25 protein-coding genes are annotated in these 20,730 nt (G+C 68.5%); 8 read left to right on the top strand and 17 right to left on the bottom strand.

Annotated features, from left to right (window positions below):
• Positions 1-102: 102 nt before the first annotated feature.
• Positions 103-1,356 carry a diaminopimelate decarboxylase gene (lysA, locus tag PO605_RS06990; RefSeq protein WP_047472396.1) on the bottom strand — a complete coding sequence of 418 codons (1,254 nt, stop codon included), beginning with the start codon at positions 1,354-1,356 and terminating at the stop codon, positions 103-105.
• A gap of 102 nt (positions 1,357-1,458) precedes the next feature.
• On the opposite strand from lysA, the gene PO605_RS06995 reads away from it, so the two are divergent.
• A complete protein-coding gene (locus PO605_RS06995) occupies positions 1,459-2,388 on the top strand; it encodes a LysR family transcriptional regulator (RefSeq protein ID WP_047472397.1) in 930 nt (309 codons plus the stop codon).
• A gap of 16 nt (positions 2,389-2,404) precedes the next feature.
• Here PO605_RS06995 and PO605_RS07000 read toward each other — a convergent pair whose 3' ends face one another.
• The 5 genes from PO605_RS07000 to PO605_RS07020 all read right to left on the bottom strand — a co-directional run bounded on the left by PO605_RS07000 (position 2,405) and on the right by PO605_RS07020 (position 7,345).
• Complete coding sequence (locus tag PO605_RS07000; RefSeq protein WP_017404237.1) at positions 2,405-2,617, bottom strand: DUF3079 domain-containing protein; 213 nt, start codon at positions 2,615-2,617, stop codon at positions 2,405-2,407.
• 45 nt (positions 2,618-2,662) lie between these two features.
• Complete coding sequence (gene panC / locus PO605_RS07005; RefSeq protein WP_016449059.1) at positions 2,663-3,514, bottom strand: pantoate--beta-alanine ligase; 852 nt, start codon at positions 3,512-3,514, stop codon at positions 2,663-2,665.
• 66 nt (positions 3,515-3,580) lie between these two features.
• Entirely contained in the window at positions 3,581-4,462 is an 882-nt protein-coding gene (gene panB / locus PO605_RS07010) for a 3-methyl-2-oxobutanoate hydroxymethyltransferase (protein ID WP_012203749.1), read from the bottom strand.
• An 87-nt stretch (positions 4,463-4,549) separates the two neighbouring features.
• The gene (locus PO605_RS07015) at positions 4,550-6,112 is read right to left on the bottom strand and encodes a hypothetical protein (protein WP_272206196.1); all 1,563 of its coding nucleotides are present in this window, start codon (positions 6,110-6,112) and stop codon (positions 4,550-4,552) included.
• A gap of 3 nt (positions 6,113-6,115) precedes the next feature.
• Positions 6,116-7,345, bottom strand: a complete 1,230-nt coding sequence (locus PO605_RS07020) for an ATP-binding cassette domain-containing protein (RefSeq protein WP_047472401.1) — start codon at positions 7,343-7,345, stop codon at positions 6,116-6,118.
• A 165-nt stretch (positions 7,346-7,510) separates the two neighbouring features.
• On the opposite strand from PO605_RS07020, the gene PO605_RS07025 reads away from it, so the two are divergent.
• From PO605_RS07025 to PO605_RS07045, 5 genes are all read left to right on the top strand, one after another.
• The gene (locus PO605_RS07025; RefSeq protein ID WP_047326023.1) at positions 7,511-8,236 is read left to right on the top strand and encodes a Crp/Fnr family transcriptional regulator; all 726 of its coding nucleotides are present in this window, start codon (positions 7,511-7,513) and stop codon (positions 8,234-8,236) included.
• A gap of 221 nt (positions 8,237-8,457) precedes the next feature.
• Positions 8,458-8,769 (top strand): DUF4148 domain-containing protein, encoded by a 312-nt coding sequence (locus PO605_RS07030; protein ID WP_016449055.1) that lies wholly within the window; start codon positions 8,458-8,460, stop codon positions 8,767-8,769.
• 189 nt (positions 8,770-8,958) lie between these two features.
• Positions 8,959-10,128: an aminodeoxychorismate synthase component I gene (gene pabB / locus PO605_RS07035; protein ID WP_047472399.1), complete on the top strand. Its 1,170-nt coding sequence runs from the start codon at positions 8,959-8,961 to the stop codon at positions 10,126-10,128.
• Positions 10,129-10,142: 14 nt separating this feature from the next.
• The gene (locus PO605_RS07040) at positions 10,143-10,778 is read left to right on the top strand and encodes an aminotransferase class IV (protein WP_046984874.1); all 636 of its coding nucleotides are present in this window, start codon (positions 10,143-10,145) and stop codon (positions 10,776-10,778) included.
• A gap of 138 nt (positions 10,779-10,916) precedes the next feature.
• Positions 10,917-11,900: a Bug family tripartite tricarboxylate transporter substrate binding protein gene (locus PO605_RS07045; protein ID WP_272206197.1), complete on the top strand. Its 984-nt coding sequence runs from the start codon at positions 10,917-10,919 to the stop codon at positions 11,898-11,900.
• Positions 11,901-11,948: 48 nt separating this feature from the next.
• Here the strand turns inward: PO605_RS07045 and PO605_RS07050 are convergent, their stop codons facing one another.
• The 10 genes from PO605_RS07050 to PO605_RS07095 form a co-directional block, all read right to left on the bottom strand.
• A complete protein-coding gene (locus tag PO605_RS07050) occupies positions 11,949-12,587 on the bottom strand; it encodes a tRNA-uridine aminocarboxypropyltransferase (RefSeq protein WP_272206198.1) in 639 nt (212 codons plus the stop codon).
• Between the two features lie 15 nt (positions 12,588-12,602).
• Complete coding sequence (locus tag PO605_RS07055) at positions 12,603-12,962, bottom strand: 5-carboxymethyl-2-hydroxymuconate Delta-isomerase (RefSeq protein WP_012203756.1); 360 nt, start codon at positions 12,960-12,962, stop codon at positions 12,603-12,605.
• 31 nt (positions 12,963-12,993) lie between these two features.
• The gene (gene bioF / locus PO605_RS07060) at positions 12,994-14,211 is read right to left on the bottom strand and encodes an 8-amino-7-oxononanoate synthase (RefSeq protein ID WP_043824586.1); all 1,218 of its coding nucleotides are present in this window, start codon (positions 14,209-14,211) and stop codon (positions 12,994-12,996) included.
• Positions 14,208-14,909 carry a dethiobiotin synthase gene (gene bioD / locus PO605_RS07065; RefSeq protein ID WP_047469481.1) on the bottom strand — a complete coding sequence of 234 codons (702 nt, stop codon included), beginning with the start codon at positions 14,907-14,909 and terminating at the stop codon, positions 14,208-14,210. Before bioD ends, bioF begins: the two co-directional genes overlap by 4 nt.
• Positions 14,906-16,228, bottom strand: a complete 1,323-nt coding sequence (gene bioA, locus PO605_RS07070; protein ID WP_047469479.1) for an adenosylmethionine--8-amino-7-oxononanoate transaminase — start codon at positions 16,226-16,228, stop codon at positions 14,906-14,908. The genes bioD and bioA overlap by 4 nt, the downstream gene beginning before the upstream one ends.
• Positions 16,229-16,255: 27 nt before the next feature.
• Positions 16,256-16,636, bottom strand: coding sequence for an aspartate 1-decarboxylase (gene panD / locus PO605_RS07075; RefSeq protein ID WP_016449047.1), 381 nt, complete (start codon positions 16,634-16,636; stop codon positions 16,256-16,258).
• Between the two features lie 150 nt (positions 16,637-16,786).
• Entirely contained in the window at positions 16,787-17,152 is a 366-nt protein-coding gene (locus PO605_RS07080) for a 6-pyruvoyl trahydropterin synthase family protein (protein WP_016449046.1), read from the bottom strand.
• 8 nt (positions 17,153-17,160) lie between these two features.
• Positions 17,161-17,799 (bottom strand): 7-carboxy-7-deazaguanine synthase, encoded by a 639-nt coding sequence (gene queE, locus PO605_RS07085; RefSeq protein WP_016449045.1) that lies wholly within the window; start codon positions 17,797-17,799, stop codon positions 17,161-17,163.
• Positions 17,800-17,858: 59 nt separating this feature from the next.
• On the bottom strand, positions 17,859-18,725 hold the full coding sequence (locus PO605_RS07090; protein WP_026062089.1) for a segregation and condensation protein A: 867 nt from the start codon (positions 18,723-18,725) through the stop codon (positions 17,859-17,861).
• Positions 18,726-18,800: 75 nt separating this feature from the next.
• A complete protein-coding gene (locus PO605_RS07095; RefSeq protein WP_016449043.1) occupies positions 18,801-19,004 on the bottom strand; it encodes a DUF3460 family protein in 204 nt (67 codons plus the stop codon).
• Between the two features lie 46 nt (positions 19,005-19,050).
• On the opposite strand from PO605_RS07095, the gene bamE reads away from it, so the two are divergent.
• Positions 19,051-19,548, top strand: a complete 498-nt coding sequence (bamE, locus tag PO605_RS07100) for an outer membrane protein assembly factor BamE domain-containing protein (protein WP_016449042.1) — start codon at positions 19,051-19,053, stop codon at positions 19,546-19,548.
• A gap of 163 nt (positions 19,549-19,711) precedes the next feature.
• Positions 19,712-20,362, top strand: a complete 651-nt coding sequence (locus PO605_RS07105; RefSeq protein WP_047469476.1) for a YitT family protein — start codon at positions 19,712-19,714, stop codon at positions 20,360-20,362.
• A gap of 2 nt (positions 20,363-20,364) precedes the next feature.
• On the opposite strand, the gene PO605_RS07110 is transcribed toward PO605_RS07105, so the two are convergent.
• A complete protein-coding gene (locus tag PO605_RS07110; RefSeq protein ID WP_047469473.1) occupies positions 20,365-20,661 on the bottom strand; it encodes a hypothetical protein in 297 nt (98 codons plus the stop codon).
• Positions 20,662-20,730 lie beyond the last annotated feature (69 nt).

Consider the following 20,730-nt stretch of genomic DNA (forward strand, 5'->3'; position numbering starts at 1 on the left):
TTTCATCTTGGGGCGGCCCGGCGATGAAAAAGCCCCGGAGCTGGAAGGCCCCGGGGCTTTTTTGCGTCAGAAATCCTGGCGCCTGGCGCGCTACATGCCCAGTTACAGGCCCAGCTCCAGACCCAGCAGTTCCTCCACCGTCTGGCGGCGGCGGATGAGGCGGGTGCTGTCGCCATCGACCAGCACTTCGGCGGCCAGCGGGCGCGTGTTGTAGTTGCTGGACATGGAGCTGCCATAGGCGCCCGTGTCATGGATGACCAGCAGGTCGCCCACCGAGGCGCCTGCCAGCGCGCGCGGCAGCACCACGCCGCCGTCGCCCTGGGTGAACACGTCGCCCGATTCGCACAGCGGGCCGGCGACCACGGCATCGCGCAGGGGCATGGCCTGGCCGTCGCGGCGCAGCACTTCCATGCCGTGCCAGCTGCCGTACATGGAGGGGCGCATCAGTTCGTTGAAGCCCGTATCGACCAGCACGAAATGGTTGCTGCCCGCGTTCTTGGTGGCGCGCACCTGGCCCAGCAGCACGCCCGACTCGGCCACCAGGAAGCGGCCCGGCTCGATCTCCAGGCCCAGCGCATGGCCCACGATGGCCTCGGCGTCCTTGCGTGCCGCATCCCACAGGCCGTGGTAGTGGGCGGTGTCGATGGTGGCGTCGCCATCGCGGTAGGGAATGGACAGGCCGCCGCCGGCCGAGATGGCCTGCAGGTCATGGCCTGCCTGGCGGGTGGCGCGCACCAGCTCGACCATGGCGCCGCAGACCTGCTGCAGGTGGCCGTAGTCCACGCCCGAGCCGATGTGCATGTGCAGGCCGGCCAGCTTCAGGCCGCCGTCGCGGATGGCCTGCAGCGCCGCCAGCAGGTCGCTGTGCCAGATGCCGTGCTTGCTGTGCTCGCCGCCCGTGTTGGTCTTGTTGCTGTGGCCGTGGCCGAAGCCGGGGTTGATGCGCAGCCACACGGGATGGCCGGGCGAGGCCTGGGCCAGCTGGTGCAGCATGTCGATGGAGCCGGCGTTCACGGGCACCTTGTGCTCGGCCACGCAGGCCAGCGTGGCCTCGTCCATCACGTCGGCGGTGAACACGATGTCGCTGTGCAGGTCGTCGCCATGGCCGGCCGCGTAGCCGGCGGCCAGCGCGCGCAGGATTTCGCCGCGCGAGACGGCGTCCACCTTCACGCCCTGCTCGCGCATCAGCCGCAGGATGTGGATGTTGGAGCAGGCCTTCTGCGCAAAGCGGATGGTGTCGAAGGCCTTGAGCTGGGCGATGCGCGCGCGGATGGTGGCGGCGTCATAGACCCACAGCGGCGTGCCGTGCTGGTCGGCCAGGGCCCAGAGCTGGGCGGACGAGAAGGGATTGGACATGGTGTCTCTTTCAGGGGAACTGCCGCGCATGATGGCGGATGGAGGGCATTCAGTCCAATGCTTGTTCTTATGGTGTCTATTTGATTTGGATATGCTCTTGCCATGCAAGACCCCGAGCTGCCGCACACGTCCCCCGAGCCCCGCATCTCCCATCGCCACCTGGAGGTGTTTCGCGCGCTCATGCTCAGCGGCAGCGCCACGGCGGCGGCGCAGATGCTGTACAGCTCCCAGCCCACCGTCAGCCGCGAACTGGCGCGCCTGGAAAGCCTGCTGGGCTATGCGCTGTTCGAGCGCGCCCAAGGCCGGCTGCGGCCCACGGCACGCGCCCTGTCGCTGTGGGCCGAGGTGCAGCGCAGCTGGCAGGGGCTGGACCGGGTGGTGGAACATGCGCTGGCCCTGGGCCGGCCGCACCAGGCGCGCATCAACGTGCTGTGCCTGCCCGCCCTCAGCCATGCGCTGCTGCCAGCAGCGCTGGCGCGCCTGCATGCGGAGCACGGCCCCGTGGCCGTCAGCGTGGCCACGCAGGAGGCGCCGCTGCTGCAGGAGTGGATGGCCGCCCAGCGCTACGACCTGGGCCTGGCCGAGCTGGCCGAGGCGCCTCCGGGCACGCGCGCCCTTGCGCTGCCCGCCATGGACGAGGTGGCCGTGCTGCCCGCAGGCCATGCGCTGGCCGTAAGGCCGGTGCTGGAGGTGGCTGACTTTGCCGGGGAAAGCTTTGTCAGCCTGGCGCGCGACGATCCCTATCGCCAGCAGATCGATGCCGTGTTCGAGCAGGCCGGCGTGCAGCGCCAGCTGCACCTGGAGACCCACAGCGCTGTGGCGGTCTGTGCCATGGTCCAGCATGGCCTGGGCGTGGCCATCGTCAATCCGCTGACGGCGCGAGTCTGCGCCGGGCCGCAGCTGGTGGTGCGGCCGCTGGCGTTTTCCATTCCCTTCCAGGTCCATGCGCTGCTGCCGCTGCACCGGCCGGCCGTGGCCGAGGTGCAGTGGCTGGTGGACGCGCTCGCCGCCGAGGTGGCCGCGGTCGCTTGAAGTGGGGTGGGCGACTTCAGCGCGCCGCGTCCTTCAGGCTGGCTGCGTTGTCTGCCGCCGGCTCGGGCGGCAGGCCCCACTCCATCCAGTCGTCGCCAAAGACCTCCACCGGGTGCTGTGTGCGGTCCGATCCGTTGCCGCAGGCCAGCTCGTCGCGGGCGCAGTAGCGGTCGCAACCCCAGCAGGTGCGCTCGGGATGGGCGGGGTGGATGGGGAATTTCCTGGCCATGGCATCCAGCTTGGACCGCCATGGCCGCAGGCGCCTTGCGCTGGATCAGAACTCCAGGTTGTCGATCAGGCGCGTCTTGCCCAGGCGCGCGGCGCCCAGGGCCACCAGTGGTGCACCGGCCAGTTGCGCGCCCTCGGCCGGCGGCTGCAGGTCACGGCGCAGGCGCACGGTCAGGTAATCGGGCTCCCAGCCCTGTGCGGCCAGGGACTGCATGGCCCATGCCTCCAGTTCGGCCAGCGGCGCCTGGCCTGCGCGCGTGGCGTCGGCCAGTTGCTTGAGTGCCTGCGACAGCGCCATGGCCTGCTGGCGTTCATCGGGGCTCAGGTAGCCGTTGCGCGAACTCAGCGCCAGGCCGTCGTCGGCGCGCGCCGTGTCGCCGGCCACGATGTTCACGGGCAGGGCGAACTGCTCGACCATGCGGCGGATCACCAGCAGCTGCTGGTAGTCCTTCTTGCCGAACACGGCCGTGCCGCCGCCGCTGGCGAAGAACACGGCCGAGAACAGCTTCATCACCACGGTGCACACGCCCGTGAAGAAGCCGGGGCGGAAATGGCCTTCGAGGATGTCGGCCAGCTGCGCGTCGGGCTGGATCTTGAAGGTCTGCGGCTCGGGGTAGAGATCGGCTTCGCGCGGGGCGAACAGCAGGTCGCAGCCTTCGCTCTCCAGCTTGGCGCAGTCCTGCGCCCAGGTGCGCGGATAGCTGTCGAAATCCTCGTGCGGCAGGAACTGCAGGCGGTTCACGAAGATGCTGGCCACGACGATGTCGCCGTGCTGGCGCGCGGCGCGCACCAGGGACAGGTGGCCATCGTGCAGGTTGCCCATGGTGGGCACGAAGGCAGGGCGGCCCTTGCTGGCCAGGATGGCGCGCAGGTCGGCGATGGAGTGGACGATTTGCATGGGAAAGCGGGGAAGCGGGGGAACGGGAAGCGGGAAGCGGAAAAACGGACCGTGCAGCCTGCCGGACTACCAGGCGTGCTTGCTGTCGTCGGGGAAGCTGCCGTTCTTCACGGCATGCACATAGGCCTCGAAGGCGCCCTTGACGCTGCCCGCATCGGCCATGAAGTTGTGCACGAAGCGGGCCATCTTGCCCAGGTTCACGCCCAGCATGTCGTGCAGCACCAGGACCTGTCCGGCCGTGCCGCTGCCCGCGCCGATGCCGATGGTGTGGCAGTGCGGCAGCTCGGCCGTGAGTTCGCGCGACAGCTGTGCCGGCACCATCTCCAGCACCAGCATGGAGGCGCCTGCATCCTGCAGTTCCAGCGCATGGCGGCGCAGCGTGGCCGCGCCCTCGTCGCTCTTGCCCTGGACGCGGTAGCCGCCCAGCGCATGCACGGTCTGCGGCGTCAGGCCCAGGTGGGCGCAGACGGGCACGCCGCGCTCGACCAGGAACTGCACGGTGGGCGCGGTCCAGCCGCCGCCTTCGAGCTTGACCATGTGGGCGCCGGCCTGCATCAGCTCGCAGGCGCTGCGCATGGCCTGCTCGCGGCTTTCGGCATAGCTGCCATAGGGCATGTCGGCGATCAGCCAGGCCGTGCCCTGCACGCGGTGCAGCCCGCGCGCCACGCTGGCCGTGTGGTAGCACATGTCCTGCAGCGACACGCCCACGGTGCTGTGCAGGCCCTGGCAGACCATGCCCAGCGAATCGCCGACCAGGATGCACTCCACGCCGGCCGCATCGGCCACGGCCGCGAAGGTGGCGTCATAGGCGGTGACCATGGTGATCTTCTCGCCGGCCTCGCGCATCTGCGCCAGGCGCGGAAGGCTCACGGGGCGGCGCTGGGGCAGCGGCGAGGCGGGCGGGATGGTGCCGTAGGGCGTGCCGGCGGTGACGGGGGCTTGGGTCATGGGGCGCTCGGAGGGGGATGGAATTGCCGCGAGTCTATGCGATGCGCGCCGGGGGCACCTGTCCCTGAGCTGTCCTTTGCTGTTCCGTCACCTTTCGGGCAGGCCACGCCATCGGCGCCACAGCGGAGACAGCAGGGCCACGAGCATGGCCGTGCTGGCTGCCACGGCAGGCGCGCCCATCAGCAGGTCCAGCCAGTGCTGGGTATCCGTCCAGGGGCCTGCGCTGCCGGTGGGGTGTGGCAACAGCAGTCTGGACCACTCAGACCAGGCGGCGGCGAGCCATATCAGGGCCAGCGACATGCCCAGGGCCAGCAGCACCGCGCCGGCCCAGGGGCGCTTGAGCACACGGATGCGCAGCCAGGCGACCGATATCAGCGCGGCTGGAAACAGCCCCAGCACATAGAGGTTGGTGATTCCCAGCATCCCGGCCAGCACGCTGCCAAGCAAGGTCAGGACCAGGCATGCGCCCCAGGCCACCAGCTGCATGACAGGCATCAGGCGCACCAGCACCAGGGCCAAGGCAAGGAAAAAGCCAGCGCTGGCGGTTGCCAGCAACTGGGCCATCCTTTGCCAGCCTTCGTCGCTGGATCTTTCAGCGCGCTGCAGATGGCTTTCCTGGTAGGCATGCAGGGCGAGGCCGTAGCGCGCGTGCTTCCATTGCACATGCTGCAGCGGGCTCCGCCGGATGTCGAACCTCTCCAGCGGGATGAGCCACTTGCGGTTGTTCTGGGCCAGATAGACATCAAAGCATTTGCGCGGATCCGGCTCCAGATCCGAAGGCCTGCTGCGACCCAGGGTTGGTTTGCAGTTGGAATCCTGTGCCCTGGATGCCTTCTCGCCATTCCCTGGTTGCGGGTTCGCGGCCAGGTAGGCGCGCCATTCCTGGGCCAGGGGGGATTGCAGCGCGCTGCGGTAGCTGGCCAGCAGGTGCTCCGCCTGGTCCTGGGCGGAGCTGGCAGACTGGCGCACATAGCCTCTGGCCTGCAATGGCTGGCCGTAGCGCTCCAGCGTCGCGGCAATCGCGGCCTGGTCTCCGCGCATCAACCAGACCAGGGCCTGGATGCCCGGGTACTTCGCCGGATCGACCTCTTCCTCGCGCAGCACACGTATCCATTCCACGAGCATGGCCGCCTGGCGTGGCGCGACAAGCGCCTCCAGGGCGGCGACTTGCTCGACAGTCTGGATCTGTGCACTGACATCCGTGTCCGACCATTGGCGCTGCATCCGCATTTCATAGATGGGCGAAAAGGCGATCGCAGGCGCGAACAATAGCGATAGGAACAAGGCTCCCCACAGGTACTCCCAGCACAGGCCCCAGCGGCCCACGGGGGCGTGTTCGCGCCAGCGGTTGTGGATGCGCACGCGCAGCAACCACCACAGCGCCAGGCCGATCGCCACGATGCAGGCCACGACGGAGCCGATGTCCAGTGCCAATTGCTCGGGCGTTTGCTGGGCTGTGGACGCAACGCCGGGCAGGGAGCCCATCCAGCGCGCCGGTTCGGCCATCCATTGCATCCAGATGCCCAGCACCAGCACGCACCACAGCAGCGCCAGCGGCAGATACCAGTGCAGCCGCAGCTGCCACAGCAGGGGGCAGCGCATCAGCACCCATTGGTCCCAGCGGTTCGTCATATCGGAAAAACGTGGCATGGCTCAGTCCCTCACGAACAGGCGGCGGGTGGATGCGGTGATGTCGCGGAAATAGCGCACGGGCATCTGTGCCTGCACGGCCTGCGCCAGGAACTGCGCTGCCGTGAACGGCACATGAAAGCTCACGATGTGGGTCTGGCCGCTGAGCTGGTGCGTATGGGATGGCAGCCGGTCCAGCCAGGGTTTCAGTTGCGCCATGGCCCAGCCGGTCTCGAACTCGATGGCGCAGCCTTGCATGGCGGCAAAGCTCTGCTGAACGCTGCGCGGCTGGCCTTGCTCCAGGAACAGCACCTGGTCGGCCACCTTTTCCACCTCGTACAGCTGCTGTGAACTCAGCACCAGGGCCATGGGTTGCCAGGGCGAGCGCGCCAGCGACTGCAGATCGGTCAGCAGGGTCTGCTGGGCGTTGATGTCCAGGTTGGCCAGCGGCTCGTCCAGCAGCAGCACGCGCGGCCGGCAGAGCAGGGCGCGCGCCAGCTCGAAGCGCATCTTGTAGCCCGAGGACAGCTGTTTCCACTGGTGGCCCCGGAAGGCGCGCAGCCCCAGCTGCGCGATGACCAGCTGTACCAGGCAGATGTTGCGTGGGCCCACGGCGCCATGGCTGCGCGCGGCGAATTGCAGATGGTCCATCAGGCGCCCGCTCCAGACGGCCGGGCGCTGGGGGATATAGGCGAGCTGGGTGCGCAGCAGGTAGGCATCGGCGGCGGGAACGCCCCAGTCCAGCTGCCCCGCGTCGGGCGCCAGATCGGCGGCCAGCAGGCGCAGCAAGGTGGTCTTGCCGTTGCCGTTCTCGCCCACCAGTCCGAGGATGGTGCCGGGCTCCACGGCCACATCCACCGGCCCCAGCGCAAAGCCGCCGCGCCGGTAGCGCTTGACCAGTTGCCGTCCCAGTATGCAGTGCGCACGGTATGCACGGTGCGCACGGGAAGGTGCGGAATCGGCCTGCAGCGCCTGGCCCGGGGCATGGGCGGCATGCAGGGCGTCGAAAACCTGCTGCACCAGCGCGCGGCGGGGCTCTGCGCCGGAATCGGCAGCAAGGCCATCCCAGGCATCCAGCGCAGTCAGCAGGCTCTGCTGCACGGCGGTTTCGGCGGGCAGGGCGGCGTCTATGAGTGCACGCCAGGCCCCATGCCATTGCTGGCTGGCGATCGCCTGTTCCACGGATTGCGCCCAGGCCGCCACGGTGGCCTGCGGGCGCGCGGGTGGTCGTGCCGATTCGATGCTCGATTCCATGAAGCCCTCCCTTTTTTCTGTGCTGCGCGGTGCGGCCATCCGGGGAGCCGGACAGTGCGATTCCCGGCGCGCGACGAGTCTATGCGATCCCGCTATGCTGTGATTCCCGCGACGGACGACAGGGCCCGCACAGGCCCTGCGGATGCGCTTCAACGGTGTTGCACCATGTCCGGTTCCTTACAGACATCTCCGCTTCTTCCCGCCGTGGCCTGGCAGGGCCTGCGCCAGGTCCATGTGCTGCAAAGCCTGTCCGACGAGCGCCTGGCCGAACTGGCCGCGCAATGCCGCTGGCAGCATCTGGCGCTGCACCAGACGCTGGAGGGCGCATACACCGATCAGCGTCTCTACATGCTCGTGCAGGGCGGCTTGCGCGTCAGCAGCTATGCCCCCAACGGGCGCGGGCTCACGCTGGGCGAGATTGCACAGGGCGTGTTCTTCGGCGGTCTGCCGCAGCAGCAGGCGGGCTGCACGGCCATGCCCCTGGTGGTCGAGGCAGGCGTCCCCAGCCTGATTGCCTCGCTGGCCCATGAGGATGTGGAAGCCCTGCTCATGAACGAGCCCCAGGTCCTGCGCGCCTTCATCGGCCGGCTCAGCGACCTGGCCGTGGCGCTGGCGCGCCGCATGGTGGATCTGGGAACGCTGTCGGTGCGCAGCCGCCTGCATACCCAGTTGCTGGAACGTGCCGAGCGCGCGGGCATCGACCAGGGGCAGGCCCTGCTGGCGCCCGCACCCCGGCAGACCGATCTGGCGCTGCTGCTGGGCTCCAGCCGCGAGGAAGTGGCGCGCGAGATGTCGCGCCTGGTGCGCCTGGGCCTGCTGCGGCGCGAAGGCCGCAACCTGCGCATCTGCCATGTCGAAGGCCTGCGCGTGCTGCTCGAGGAAGCGCGCTGAGCCTTGTCTGCCGCGGCTGTTTCAAGCCGCGAAAAACACTGTTTCTAGAACGCGTGAATCGGCCTTCTGTCGAGGGGAGCACGGGTGAAAAGGCAGCGGGCCGCCCGGGCCGGATGCCAAAACACGTGAGAAAACGCCCAGACGAAGAATGCTGCAGCGCCGCATAGTACGTCCATGCCGTGAGGAAATGAATGCCGAGCGGCCTTTTGAAAGGATCTGACATGCGTACCCTCTCCGCTGCACTGGCCGCCCTGACCCTGGGCCTCGCCGGCACTGCAATGGCCCAAGAAGCCGTTTCCCCCTCGTCCTCCGCCACCGCAGGCCTGAGCCGCGCCGAAGTGCTGGCCGACCTCGAGATGTGGCACCAGGCAGGCATGACCTACCTGCCCTCGCCCTCGGCTGACCGCGAAATCGGCTACAACTCGGCCGAATACCAGCGCGGCCTGGCCCGCTACCAGCAACTGCGCAGCGGCCCTGCCTACCGCGAGGCCGTGGCCCGCCTGGAAGGCCAGCACACCGTCACGCAGAAGTGATGTGAATGGATATGGGTCCGGCATGGTGCCGGGCCTGTTGGTGGAAAGCGTCCTTTCGGGACGCTTGGTTTGGCGCCCTTCGGGGCGCTTTTTTGTTCCCCGCGCTCTACACTGGGCGGCCCCGTGTCAGTGGCTGCTATCGATAGCGAAGCTGCTGATGCAAGTACAGCATGCGTTGACGGCCGTTTTGTGAAGTTTCTGATCGATTTTCCCAACCCTCATGACGGCTCGGCCGCCCGGCTGCGCCATGGCTTCGGGCCGCCGCTGCGCAGCCTGGCAGCCCATGCGCCCGAGCAGGTGCGCGGTGTGCTTGACGCCGTGCAGCAGGCTGCCCAGGCCGGCCTGTGGTGCCTGGGCTGGGTGCGCTACGAGGCGGCGGCGGCGTTTGACGCGGCCTACGCCGGCGCCCTGCATGCCACGCCGCCAGGCGAGCCGCTGGCCTGGTTTGCCGTCTTCGACGGCCCCCGGCCCTGGCCTGAAGACGCGGACGCGGTCGAGACCGGCCCTCAGGTGCAATCTCAGGTGCAATCTCAGGCGCAATGGCAGCCCGGCCTGGAGCGCGCGGATTTCGATGCCGCCATTGCGCGCATCCACGAGGCGATTGCGGCCGGTGACTGCTATCAGATCAATTACACGGCCCAGTTCATGGGCCGGCTGCTGGGCGACATCCCATCGCTGTTCGCCGCGCTGCGACGTGCCCAGCCCGGCGGCTACGTGGCCTGCATGGACAGCGGCGACGAGCAGGTGCTGTCCGTCTCGCCCGAGCTGTTCTTCGACTGGGATGGCGAGCGCATCCTCACGCGCCCCATGAAGGGCACGGCGCCGCGTGGCGCCACGCCTGCACAGGACGAGGCGAATGTCCAGGCCATGCGGTCCTCGCCCAAGGAGCGGGCCGAGAACGTGATGATCGTGGACCTGCTGCGCAACGATGTCTCGCGCATTGCCGAGCCTTTCAGCGTCCAGGTGCCGCGCCTGTTCCATGCCGAACCCCTGCCCACCGTGTGGCAGATGACGTCCGACGTGCAGGCGCGCACGCGGCCCGGCACCGGCCTGGCGGACGTGTTTGCGGCGCTGTTTCCCTGCGGCTCCATCACGGGCGCGCCCAAGCGCCAGGCCATGCGGCTCATCCACGAACTGGAATCGGGTCCGCGCGGCGTCTACTGCGGCGCCGTGGGCGTGGTGCGGCCCGGCACCACTGCAGGGCGCGTGCACGCCACCTTCAATGTGCCCATACGCACGGTGGTGGCGCGTGGCACGGAACTGCGCTGCGGCATCGGCAGCGGCATCACTTCGGGCGCCGAGGCGCCTGCCGAATGGCAGGAATGGCGCCACAAGAGGGCTTTTCTGGACAAGGTGTGAAAGGGCGTGCAGCCATGGCGGATACGGACTTCGATTTCGACATTCTGGAAACCCTGGCCCTGCGGGATGGCGGTTTCATCCACCTGCAGCGCCATGTGACGCGCATGCAGGACGCGGCGCGGCATTTCGGCCGGCCCTGCACGGATGCCGTGCTGGAGCAGGCATTGCAGCAACTGCGCCAGGCGCACGCCAGCGGCCACTGGCGCGTGCGCCTGGCGCTGGATGCCACGGGGCGGATACAGACCCAGGCGGCGCCGCTGCCACCTTCCGCCACGCCTGTTCGGCTGGCGCTGGCCGACCGGCCCATCGCCAATGCGGTGGCGCGTGGCGACTGGGTGCGTTTCAAGACCTCGCGCCGCGCGCACTACGACAGCCTGCAGCCCACCGATGCCTCGGTGTTCGACACCGTGCTCCACAACGAGGACGGCGAGATCACCGAGGGCACGCGCGGCAACATCGCCGTGCTGCTGGCGGGCCGCTGGGTGACTCCGCCGCTGTCCAGCGGCCTGCTGCCCGGCGTGGGCCGCGCGGTGGCGCTGGACGAGGGCCGCGTGGTGGAGCACCCGGTACGGCTGGACGACCTGCCGCGCGTGCAGGCCTGGGCCTTCGTCAACAGCCTGCGCGGCTGGCTGCCGGCGGTTCTGCGCTGAATAGCAGGCTAGGGCGACGGGTGGAACTCATGGTTTTCAGGGATGGATTCCACAAGGCAATGTCAGACAATCGGTGAATATTGTTGAGCAATATCATTTTGATTGTCGGCTGATGCCTGTCTCCCCTGAGATCGATCCATGCATGAATTCCGTTTTTCCCGCCGCGCGCTGATCAGCGCCGCGGCTGTCCTGGCGGCGGGTCCGCTGTGCGCCCAGACCACCTATCCCAACAAGCCCATTCGCGTCGTCGTCGGCTACGCGGCAGGCGGCTCGGTCGACCTGGTGGGGCGCGTGGTGGGTGACATCCTGGCCAAGCACCTCAATGCGACCGTCGTGGTCGACAACGTGCCCGGTGCCGCCGGCGTGGTGGCCGCGCAGCGCGTGGTCGGTGCCAAGGCCGATGGCTATACCCTGCTCGCAGGCTCCAGCAACGAATTGGCGGGCACGAAGTTCGTCAACGCCGCGCAGAAGTACGACCCGGCCACGGACCTGACCGGCATCGCGCTGACCGGCGTGCTGCCCAACCTGTGGGTGGCCGGCACCAAGATGCCGGCCAAGACCATCGACGAGTTCATCGCCCTGGCCAAGGCCCATCCCGGCAAGTACAGCTACGGCAGCCCGGGCATCGGGTCCACGCCGCATTTCTCGGGCGAGCTGATCAAGAAGATGGCCGGGGTGGACATCGTCCATGTGCCCTACAAGGGCTCGGCCGCGATGACCAGCGACCTGGCGGGCGGCAACCTGGACTTCGCCATCGTCTCTCCCTCGGTGGCGGCTCCTTTCATCCAGAGCGGCAAGATCAAGGCCCTGGGCGTGACCACGGCCCACCGCATCGCCATGATGAAGGACGTGCCCGCACTGGGCGAGAACGCGGCGCTCAAGGGCTACGCGCTGAGCGGCTGGTTCGGGCTGGCGGGTCCCAAGGACCTGCCTGCCGATGTGGTGGCCAGCCTGCAGAAGGCCTTGAAGGCGGGCCTGGCCGATCCGGCGATGCGCGCGCGCCTGGAAGGAGCGGGCATCATTGCCCCCACGGGCGACGAAAACCTGGCCCAGATCATCCGTACCGACATGGGCAAGTACGCCGAACTGGTCAAGTTCGCCAGGATCACGCCGGAAAACTGAAGCACGGCCTGCTGCCATGAAAAACGCCTCGTTCCCCGAGGCGTTTTTTCATTCGGGCCTGTGCCGGGCATGCAGGGCCAGCAGCCCCTCGAGCGCATCGCGCAGCGGCTGCAGAGACGGGCCGGCAGGCGCCAGCCGTTGCAGCGCGCAGGCCGCTGCCTCCAGCGTGGACAGCTGGCCCGGCGCATGGGCCTTGCGCAGGGCGCCGTAGCGCGAGGCGGGCAGGTCGCCCTGCAGTGCCAGGCGCGGCAGGCACTGCAGACCGGGGTTGAGGTAGAGCATCTTGCGGCTCTTGCGCCAGGTGGCGTCCAGCACCACCAGGCGCAGGTCCTCCGGGCATGGCGCGGGCTGCGGCCAGGGCGCTTGCCTGGCCAGGCCCAGCTGGTCGCCGTGCGGTGTTTCCGGATAGAGCAGTACGGCCTGTCGCGGGGCGTCGCCCGACTGCCAGGGCGCGTGCAGCAGTGCCTGCAACTGCGCTGGCTCGAAGGCCTCGCCCACCGCCAGGCGGCTGGCGGGCAGGCACAGGTGCAGCAGCCGGCCCGTGCCCTTGGCCTGCAGTTCCTCCTCGGGATGCTGGAGCACCAGCAACTGCACCGCATGCGGCACCGGCTGCACCAGGGGGCACAGGCAGGTGCGCTCAGGGCGCAGGCATTGCGCGCAGCGTGCGCGGGTGCTCACGGCGGACAAGGCCCGGCGCCTGCCTTACAGGCGACCCTTGTAGTAGCTGGGCTTGTCCATGTCGGCGATTTCCACGCTGAGCTGGACCATCATGCCGGCCGGCTGGGGCGTGAGGCGGCGCAGCACCGCGGCAATGCCTTCGGACAGTTCTTTCTTGGCCGTGTCGGTACGGCCCGCCAGCAGGCGCAGCTGCACATGGACGAAGCCGCGATTGGCTGGTGCCGAGCCGATCTCGAACTGGCTGACCGGCAGCAGGCGGGCCTTGACGTCAGCCTCGTCCAGGATGCTGGGGTGGCCGCAGACGAAGGCGTTGAGTTCGGTCAGCAGTTGCTGGCCGGGCAGACCGGCGAGGTTGTCGGTGTATTCGACGTAGAGATGGGGCATGGATGTCTCCGTTCCGGTGGTGAAGAGGGATTCAGGGCAGGGGTGGGGCCAGGCGCGAGACCTCGTCCAGCGCCGTCAGCAGCAGCTGCACGTCGATGCGCGTGTGGGAGGCCGACAGCGCGATGCGCAGCCGCGCCGTGCCTTCGGGCACGGTGGGCGGGCGGATGGCGGGCACCCACAGGCCGCGCTCGCGCAGGCCTTCCATCACGGCCAGGGCCGTGGCGTTGGAGCCTATGACCAGGGCCTGCACGGCGGTGCGCGAAGGCAGCAACTGCCAGCCCGTGCGCGCCAGCAGCGGCGTGAGGCCGGCGCGCAGCTCGGCAATGCGTTCGGCCAGGGCCTCGCGGCGCTCGTCCTCGGCCTCGATCAGGGCCACGCTGGCCTGCAGCGCGCTGGCCAGCATGGGCGGCGCGGCCGTGGCGAAGATGTAGCTGCGCGTCTTTTGCAGCAGCCACTCGACCAGCATGTCGCTGCCCGCGACAAAGGCGCCGGCCACGCCAGCGGCCTTGCCCAGGGTGGCCATGTAGAGCACGCGCGGCGAGGCGTTTGCGCCCGTCAGTCCCGCCTCGGCCAGGCTGCCCCGGCCTTGTGGGCCGAGCACGCCGAAGCCATGCGCGTCGTCAAGCAGCAGCAGCGCGTCGTACTGCTCGCACAGCGCCAGCAGGCCGCGGATGTCGGCCACATTGCCATCCATGCTGAACACGGCATCGCTGATGACCAGCTTGCGCCGGGCCGTGCTGGCGGCCAGTTGCGCGGCCAGGTCGCCCAGGTCGGCATGGGCATAGCGGTGGACCTGGGCGCGCGACAGGCGTGCGCCGTCGATCAGGCAGGCGTGGTTGAGCGCATCGGAGAACAGGGCATCGCCCGCGCCCACCAGGGCCGGCACGATGCCGGCATTGGTGGCGTAGCCCGCATAGAAGTAGAGCGCGCGCGGCAGCTGCACGAAGTGCGCCAGCTGTTCCTCCAGCGCGGCGTTGGCCGTGCTGTGCCCGCTGACCAGGGGCGAGCCGCCCGAGCCCACGCCAAAGGCCTGGGCGCCCGCGCAGGCGGCGCGCACCAGGGTGGGGTGGCCGGCCAGGCCCAGGTAGTCGTTGCTGCAAAAGGCCAGCATGGGGTGGCCGTCCACCTCCATGTGGGCGCCGCTGGCAGCGCCCTGCAGCGGCGCCGTGGCGCGGCGGCGGCGGCGCAGGTGGGCCGCGTCGAGCTCGGCGATGCGCGCGGGGATGTCGTCCAGCCAGGAGCCGCTCATTGCCATTGCTCCGGCAGGGTATAGGTGGTGGCGCGCGGGTCGGGGTACTGCTGGAAGGGGATGTCGGCCAGCAGCGGCGCCTGCAGTTGCCGGTCCAGGTGCTGGCGCAGCCAGGCCATGTTTTCCTCGGGCACCAGCATGGCGGGGTCCACGCGGCTGGCAATCCAGCCGGCCAGGCGCAGGCCGCGCGCGCGGATGGCCTCGGCCGTGAGGGCGGCGTGGTTCAGGCAGCCCAGCCGAAGGCCCACGACCATGACCACGGGCAGGTCCAGCGCGCAGGCCAGGTCGGCGCCCGAGAGCTGGTCGGACAGCGGCACGAGAAAGCCGCCCGCGCCTTCCACCACCACGGCGTCGGCCTGTTCGGCCAGGCGCCGGTAGCTGTCCACGATGTGTGCGATCTCTATGGAGCGGCCCGCGCGCTGCGCGGCGATGTGCGGCGACATGGGATCGGGCAGCAGCACGGGGTTGTCGAGTTCGGGCGGTACGGCCAGGGTGGAGGCGGCGCGCAGCGCCAGCGTGTCCTCGTTGGCCCAGCCGCCCTGGCCGTCGGGCTCGGCGCCTGCGGCCACGGCCTTCATGCCCACCACGCGGGCATGGTGGCGGGCCAGCGCATGCAGCAGCCCGCAGGAGGCCAGGGTCTTGCCCACGCCCGTGTCGGTGCCGGTGACAAAGCAGCCAATGGTGCGGTGGGCGTTCACGAATGGTTCTCCTGGGCCAGGGTGTCTTCAAGGGCGGCCAGCGCGCTGGCCGCCAGGTGCTGCACGGCTTCTTCGTCCAGCAAATAGGGAGGCATGGCGTAGAGGGTGTTGCTGATAGGGCGCAGCAGCAGCCCGCGCTCCAGCGCGGCTGCGCTGTAGCGGCGCGAGAAGTCGGGCAGCGAGGTCTGCACATCCCAGGCCCAGATCATTCCCTGGCGCCGTGCGTGGCGCACGCGGGCGTGCTGGTTCAAAGGGGCGAAGGCGCCGTCCAGCGTTTGCGCCAGCGCGAGGTTGGCGTTGATGGCATCGGTCTGCTCGAACAGCTCCAGCGTGGCCAGGGCCGCGCGGCAGGCCAGCGGGTTGCCGGTGTACGAGTGCGAGTGCAGGAAGCCGCGCGCCACGGAATCGTCGTAGAAGGCGGCGTAGACGGCCTCGGTGGTCAGCACGGCCGACAGGGCCAGCGTGCCGCCCGTCAGGCCCTTGGACAGGCAGATGAAGTCCGGCCGTATGCCGGCCTGCTGGTGGGCGAACATGCTGCCCGTGCGGCCGAAGCCCACGGCGATCTCGTCCACCACCAGGTGCACCTCGTAGCGGTCGCACAGGGCGCGCGCCAGGCGCAGGTATTCGGGGTCGTGCATGGCCATGCCGGCCGCGCACTGCACCAGCGGCTCGACGATGAGTGCGGCCGTGGTCTCGTGGTGCTGCTCCAGCCACTGGCGCAGGCCTTCGGCGGCGCGCCGTGCCACATCGACCGGGCTTTCGCCGCCTTGCGCGCCGCGTGCATCGGGGCTGGGCACGGTGTCGGCCAGGCGCACCAGGGGGGCATAGGCTTCGCGGAAGAGGGGGATGTCGGTCACGGCCAGCGCGCCGACGGTTTCGCCGTGGTAGCCGCCGGCCAGGCCGGCAAAACGGCTCTTGGCGGGGCGGCCAAGGTTGCGCCAGTAGTGCGCGCTCATCTTGAGGGCGATCTCGGTGGCCGATGCGCCGTCGCTGCCGTAGAAGGCATGGCCCAGGCCGGTGAGCGTGGCCAGCCGTTCGGACAGCTCCACCACGGGCGCGTGCGTGAAGCCGGCCAGCATCACATGGTCCAGCCGGGCGAGCTGGTCGGTGAGCGCGGCCTGGATGTGCGGATGGCTGTGGCCGAAGAGGTTGACCCACCAGGAGCTGACGCCATCCAGGTAGCGGCGTCCTTCGGTGTCGTGGAGCCAGGGGCCCTGGGCACGCGCGATGGCGATGGGGGGCGCGGCCTCGTGCCGCTTCATCTGGGTGCAGGGGTGCCACACAGCCGCAAGGCTGCGGGCGGCAAGCGATTGAGTCATCGCGCGATTGTCACACCGCAGCGCAGCTCACAGCTGCTGCGTGGGCACGTGGTGGCGCAGCTCGACCTGGCGGTTGGCATCGTCCACGAAAACCAGCTGGGGCCGGTGCTCGGCCACGTCGGTCTCATGCACCTGGGCAAAGGACGCAATGATCAGCAGATCACCCACGGCAGCACGGCGCGCGGCCGAGCCGTTGACCGAGATCATGCCGCTGCCGCGCTGGCCCTTGATGGCATAGGTGACGAAGCGCTCGCCGTTGTCGATGTTCCAGATGTGCACCTGCTCGTTCTCGACGATGTTGGCGGCGTCCAGCAGGTCCTCGTCGATCGCGCAGGAGCCTTCATAGTGCAGCTCGCATTGCGTGGTCTTGACGCGGTGGATCTTGGATTTGAGCAGGGTGCGGAACATGTTTTGTCTCTCGAGGGGGCGCTTGGGCGCGATCTTGACGGTGGCGGGGACTGGCAAAAAAAGCCATCAAGTCTATCTGCGAACCGCCAAACCCATGATGGCCGTGGAGTTGCTCTTCGGGGGCGGCTCTCTGGCAGGCCTGGCTTGAGGTCAGCCCAGATCCAGCACGCAGCCATCGCCGATGCTGTCGCGCCATACGCGGATGCGGCTGGGAGCGGGCTGCAGGTCGGCCAGGGAATCGGCAATGAACAGGCACAGGTTTTCCAGCGTGGGCTTGCCCAGGCCGGGGATTTCGTCGAGGAAGCGGTGGTCCAGCGCGTCGCCCAGGGTCTTCAGGCGCGAGCGCAGGTAGCCCAGGTCGATCACCATGCCGTTGTCCGGATTGCGCGGGCCGGTGACGCTGACTTCGGCATAGTAGGTGTGGCCGTGGATGCGGCGGCTGCTCTCGGTCTCGATGGCGCGCTCCAGCGTGTGGGCGGCGTCGAAGAAAAAGCGCTGGTGAACGGTGAACTGCATGGCAAAAATCAGCGGATGCCGGTGAGCTTGTGGGTCTGCAGGCTCAGGCGCCAGGCCGGGTGCTGCAGGCATTGCGCTATGCAGGCGGCCGTGTTGTCGGCCTGCAGGACGTTGTCCATGGGCTGCAGGAAATAGTGGTCGAAACGGGTGCCGGCCTCGATGGCCTGCAGATCGAAGCCGGGCTGCGGCCAGACCAGCTTGAGCTCCTGGCCGCTGCGCTGCACCCAGTCGGCGCCCGCCTTGGGGCTGATGCACAGCCAGTCGATGCCCTCGGGCGCGGCCACGGTGCCATTGCTTTCCACGGAAATGCGAAAGCCGCGCGCATGCAGGGCCGCGATCAGGGGCTCGTCCACCTGCAGCAGGGGCTCCCCCCCGGTCAGCACCACCATGCGGTGCCGGCTGTCGCCGGCCGGCCACTGGGACAGGATGCGTTCTGCCAGGGCGTCGGCCGTGGCGAACTTGCCGCCCAGCGTGCCGTCGGTGCCCACGAAGTCGGTGTCGCAGAACTGGCAGATGGCGCTGGCGCGGTCCTGCTCGCGGCCGGTCCAGAGGTTGCAGCCTGCAAAGCGGCAGAACACGGCCGGCGTGCCGGCCTGGCCGCCCTCGCCCTGCAGGGTGTAGAAGATTTCTTTGACGCTGTAAGTCATGGTGCATGGAGGCCGGTGGTGCCGGCCTGTCGGTGTGCGCGTGCCTGTATCCGTGCCCGCTAGACGGGCGTATAGGCCAGGCGCACGTAGATGGGCGCAAAGGCTTCGGCCTGGGTGATCTCGATCAGCGTTTCCTTGGCCAGCTCCAGCAGGGCGATGAAGGTCACGACCAGCACGGTCGATCCCTTCTCTGGCTGGAACAGGGTCTCGAACTCGACGAAGCGCCGGCCCTGCAGGGCCTTGAGCACCTGACTCATGTATTCGCGCACCGAGAGTTCCTCGCGCGTGATCTTGTGGCTTTGCACAAGCTTGGCACGCTTGAGAATGTCGCGCCAGGCCGATTGCAGCTCGGCCACGTCCACATCGGGGAAACGCGGCTGCAGGTTCTGCTCGATATGGACCTGGGCCCGGAGGAAGTCGCGCCCGTAGTGCGGCACCTGGCCCAGCTGTTGGGCGGCCAGCTTGATCTGCTCGTATTCCAGCAGGCGGCGCACCAGTTCGGCGCGCGGGTCCTCGGCTTCCTCGCCATCGTCCTGCTTCTTGGGCGGCAGCAGCATGCGCGACTTGATCTCGATGAGCATGGCCGCCATCAGCAGGTACTCGGCCGCCAGCTCGAGGTTGCGGCTGCGGATTTCGTCGACATAGCGCATGTACTGGCGCGTCACGTCCAGCATGGGAATGTCGAGGATGTTGAAGTTCTGCTTGCGGATCAGGTACAGCAACAGGTCCAGCGGCCCTTCGAAGGCTTCGAGGAAGACCTCCAGCGCATCGGGCGGGATGTACAGGTCCTGCGGCAGGGCGAACAGCGGCTCGCCGTACAGGCGCGCCAAAGCCACCTGGTCGATCACGACCGGTGAATCGTCGCCAGGAGCGGGGGATGCGGCGCCGGCGCCCGCAGGCGCCAGTGCGGACTCAGCCTCGGCCATGCCTTGCTGCGCAGGCATCAGCTGCATGCGCACGGTGCCACAGCGAAACAGGCTGATGTGTCATTGCAGCCGAAATCAGGAGTTCGTCTGGTAGACGTAGGGTTTCTGGTCCACGCGGCCGGCGCGCAGGTCTTCCCAGACTTCGTGGTTCACGTCCTTGTCCCACAGCAGCGAGCGGCCGGCCAACTGCTGGCTGGGCAGCTCGGGCTTTTGCTTCTTCAGCTCGTTGATGAAGTTCGTGGCGTCGGAACGGTAATCGGGGCGGCGAAAGAATGACATAGACTGATAACCTCTTGAATCGCGTGATTTTACCGGGACACCGCCGATGAACCTAGTCTCCCGTCTTCTGGGCGTTGCCGTGGCCGTGATGGGCATGCTTGGGCTGCCCGGCTGCGATCCCCAAAACATCAAGGAACTCGAAGAAGGCCTGTCCACCGAGGCCGACGTCCGCGCCCGCTTTGGCGAGCCCGAACGCATCTGGACCGAGCCCGACGGCTCGCGTACCTTCGAGTACAATCGCCAGCCCGCCGGCAGCCGCAACTACATGATCACCATCGGCACCGATGGCCGCATGAGCGCGCTGCGCCAGGTGCTGGCGCCGCACAACTTCGAGAAAATCCGCCCCGGCATGGACGAGGAGCAGGTGCGCCGCATGCTGGGCAAGCCTGCCAAGGTCACCACCTACCAGCTCAAGCAGGAAACCGACTGGGACTGGAACTACATCGATCCCCCCACGCGCGACATGGAGTTCACCGTGACCTTCGGCCCCGACGGCCGCGTGCTGCGCAGCGCCGGCCGCGAGAAACTGCACGGCGGAGCCTGACAACAGGTCCCTGCAAGCCCCTGCGGCGCGCTGTACCCTGCACGCCACAGCGCGCCGGGGCAACAGTCTCTAGAATCCGGGTTTGTACCTATGACACCCCATGGGTACGGTTAAGGCCCCGAACCGGGGCCTTTGCGACGATAGATCTGTCATCACCCCGACAATGTCCACGCCCTCCCTACCCGCTGCCGCGCCCGCTGCGCCTGTTTCGGCCACCGCTTCGCTGCGCCATGGCCTCTTCGAGGATGTCCAGGCCCTCTTCACCGGAACCCTGTTCGTGGGCATCGCCATGATGATGTTCGCCCAGGCGGGGCTTTTGACGGGCAGCACGGCGGGCCTGGCCTTCGTGCTGCACTACGCCACGGGCTGGCCGTTCGGCCTCATCTTCTTCGCGATCAACATCCCGTTCTACTGGTTTGCCTGGACGCGCGTGGGCCGCACCTTCACGGTCAAGACCTTCATCTGCGTGGGCGCGCTGTCGCTGATCACCGAAATGGGGCCGCGCCTCATCCACATCGACTACCTGCACCCGGCCTTTGCCGCCATTGCGGGCGGCCTGCTCATGGGCTCGGGCCTGCTGTTCCTGGCGCGCCACCGCTCCAGCCTGGGCGGCGCCACCATCGCCTCGCTCTACCTGCAGGACCGCTACGGCATCCGCGCCGGCAAAGTGCAGATGGCCATCGACTGCTGCGTGGTGCTGCTGGCGCTGTGGGTGGTGCCCCTCGAGCGCGTGGCCTGGTCGGTGCTGGCGGCCGTGATCATGGGCGTGTTCCTGGCCGTGAGCCACCGGCCCGGGCGCTACGCCGGGCAGTAGCCTCAGGGCGTCAGGGGCTGCCCATCGGGCGTGCGGTAGCGGACCGTGATGCCGCTGTTGTCTGCGGCTGCCCCGTCATCGCTCATCGCATCGACGGCCTTGCCCACTCCCTTGCCGACGATTTTTGCCGTGCCCACGGCCGCATCCGCGGCCAGCCCCACGGCCGAGGCCGTGACGCTGACCGCCGTGGCCGTCACGGCCACCACGGTGCAGCCGGACAGCAGGGCCGCGGCGCACAGGCAAAGAAAAGCCCCCAGGGCCGGGGACCGTGAGGGCTTGCGGGACTTTGCAGACTTCATGATTGTCGTCCAACACACTGTGCGCAATCTTTGAAACCGGCAGAGCCCAAGTCAGGGACGCCGAGGAAG

The sequence above is a fragment of the Delftia sp. DT-2 genome (assembly GCF_028401915.1).
Lineage (GTDB): Bacteria > Pseudomonadota > Gammaproteobacteria > Burkholderiales > Burkholderiaceae_C > Comamonas > Comamonas tsuruhatensis.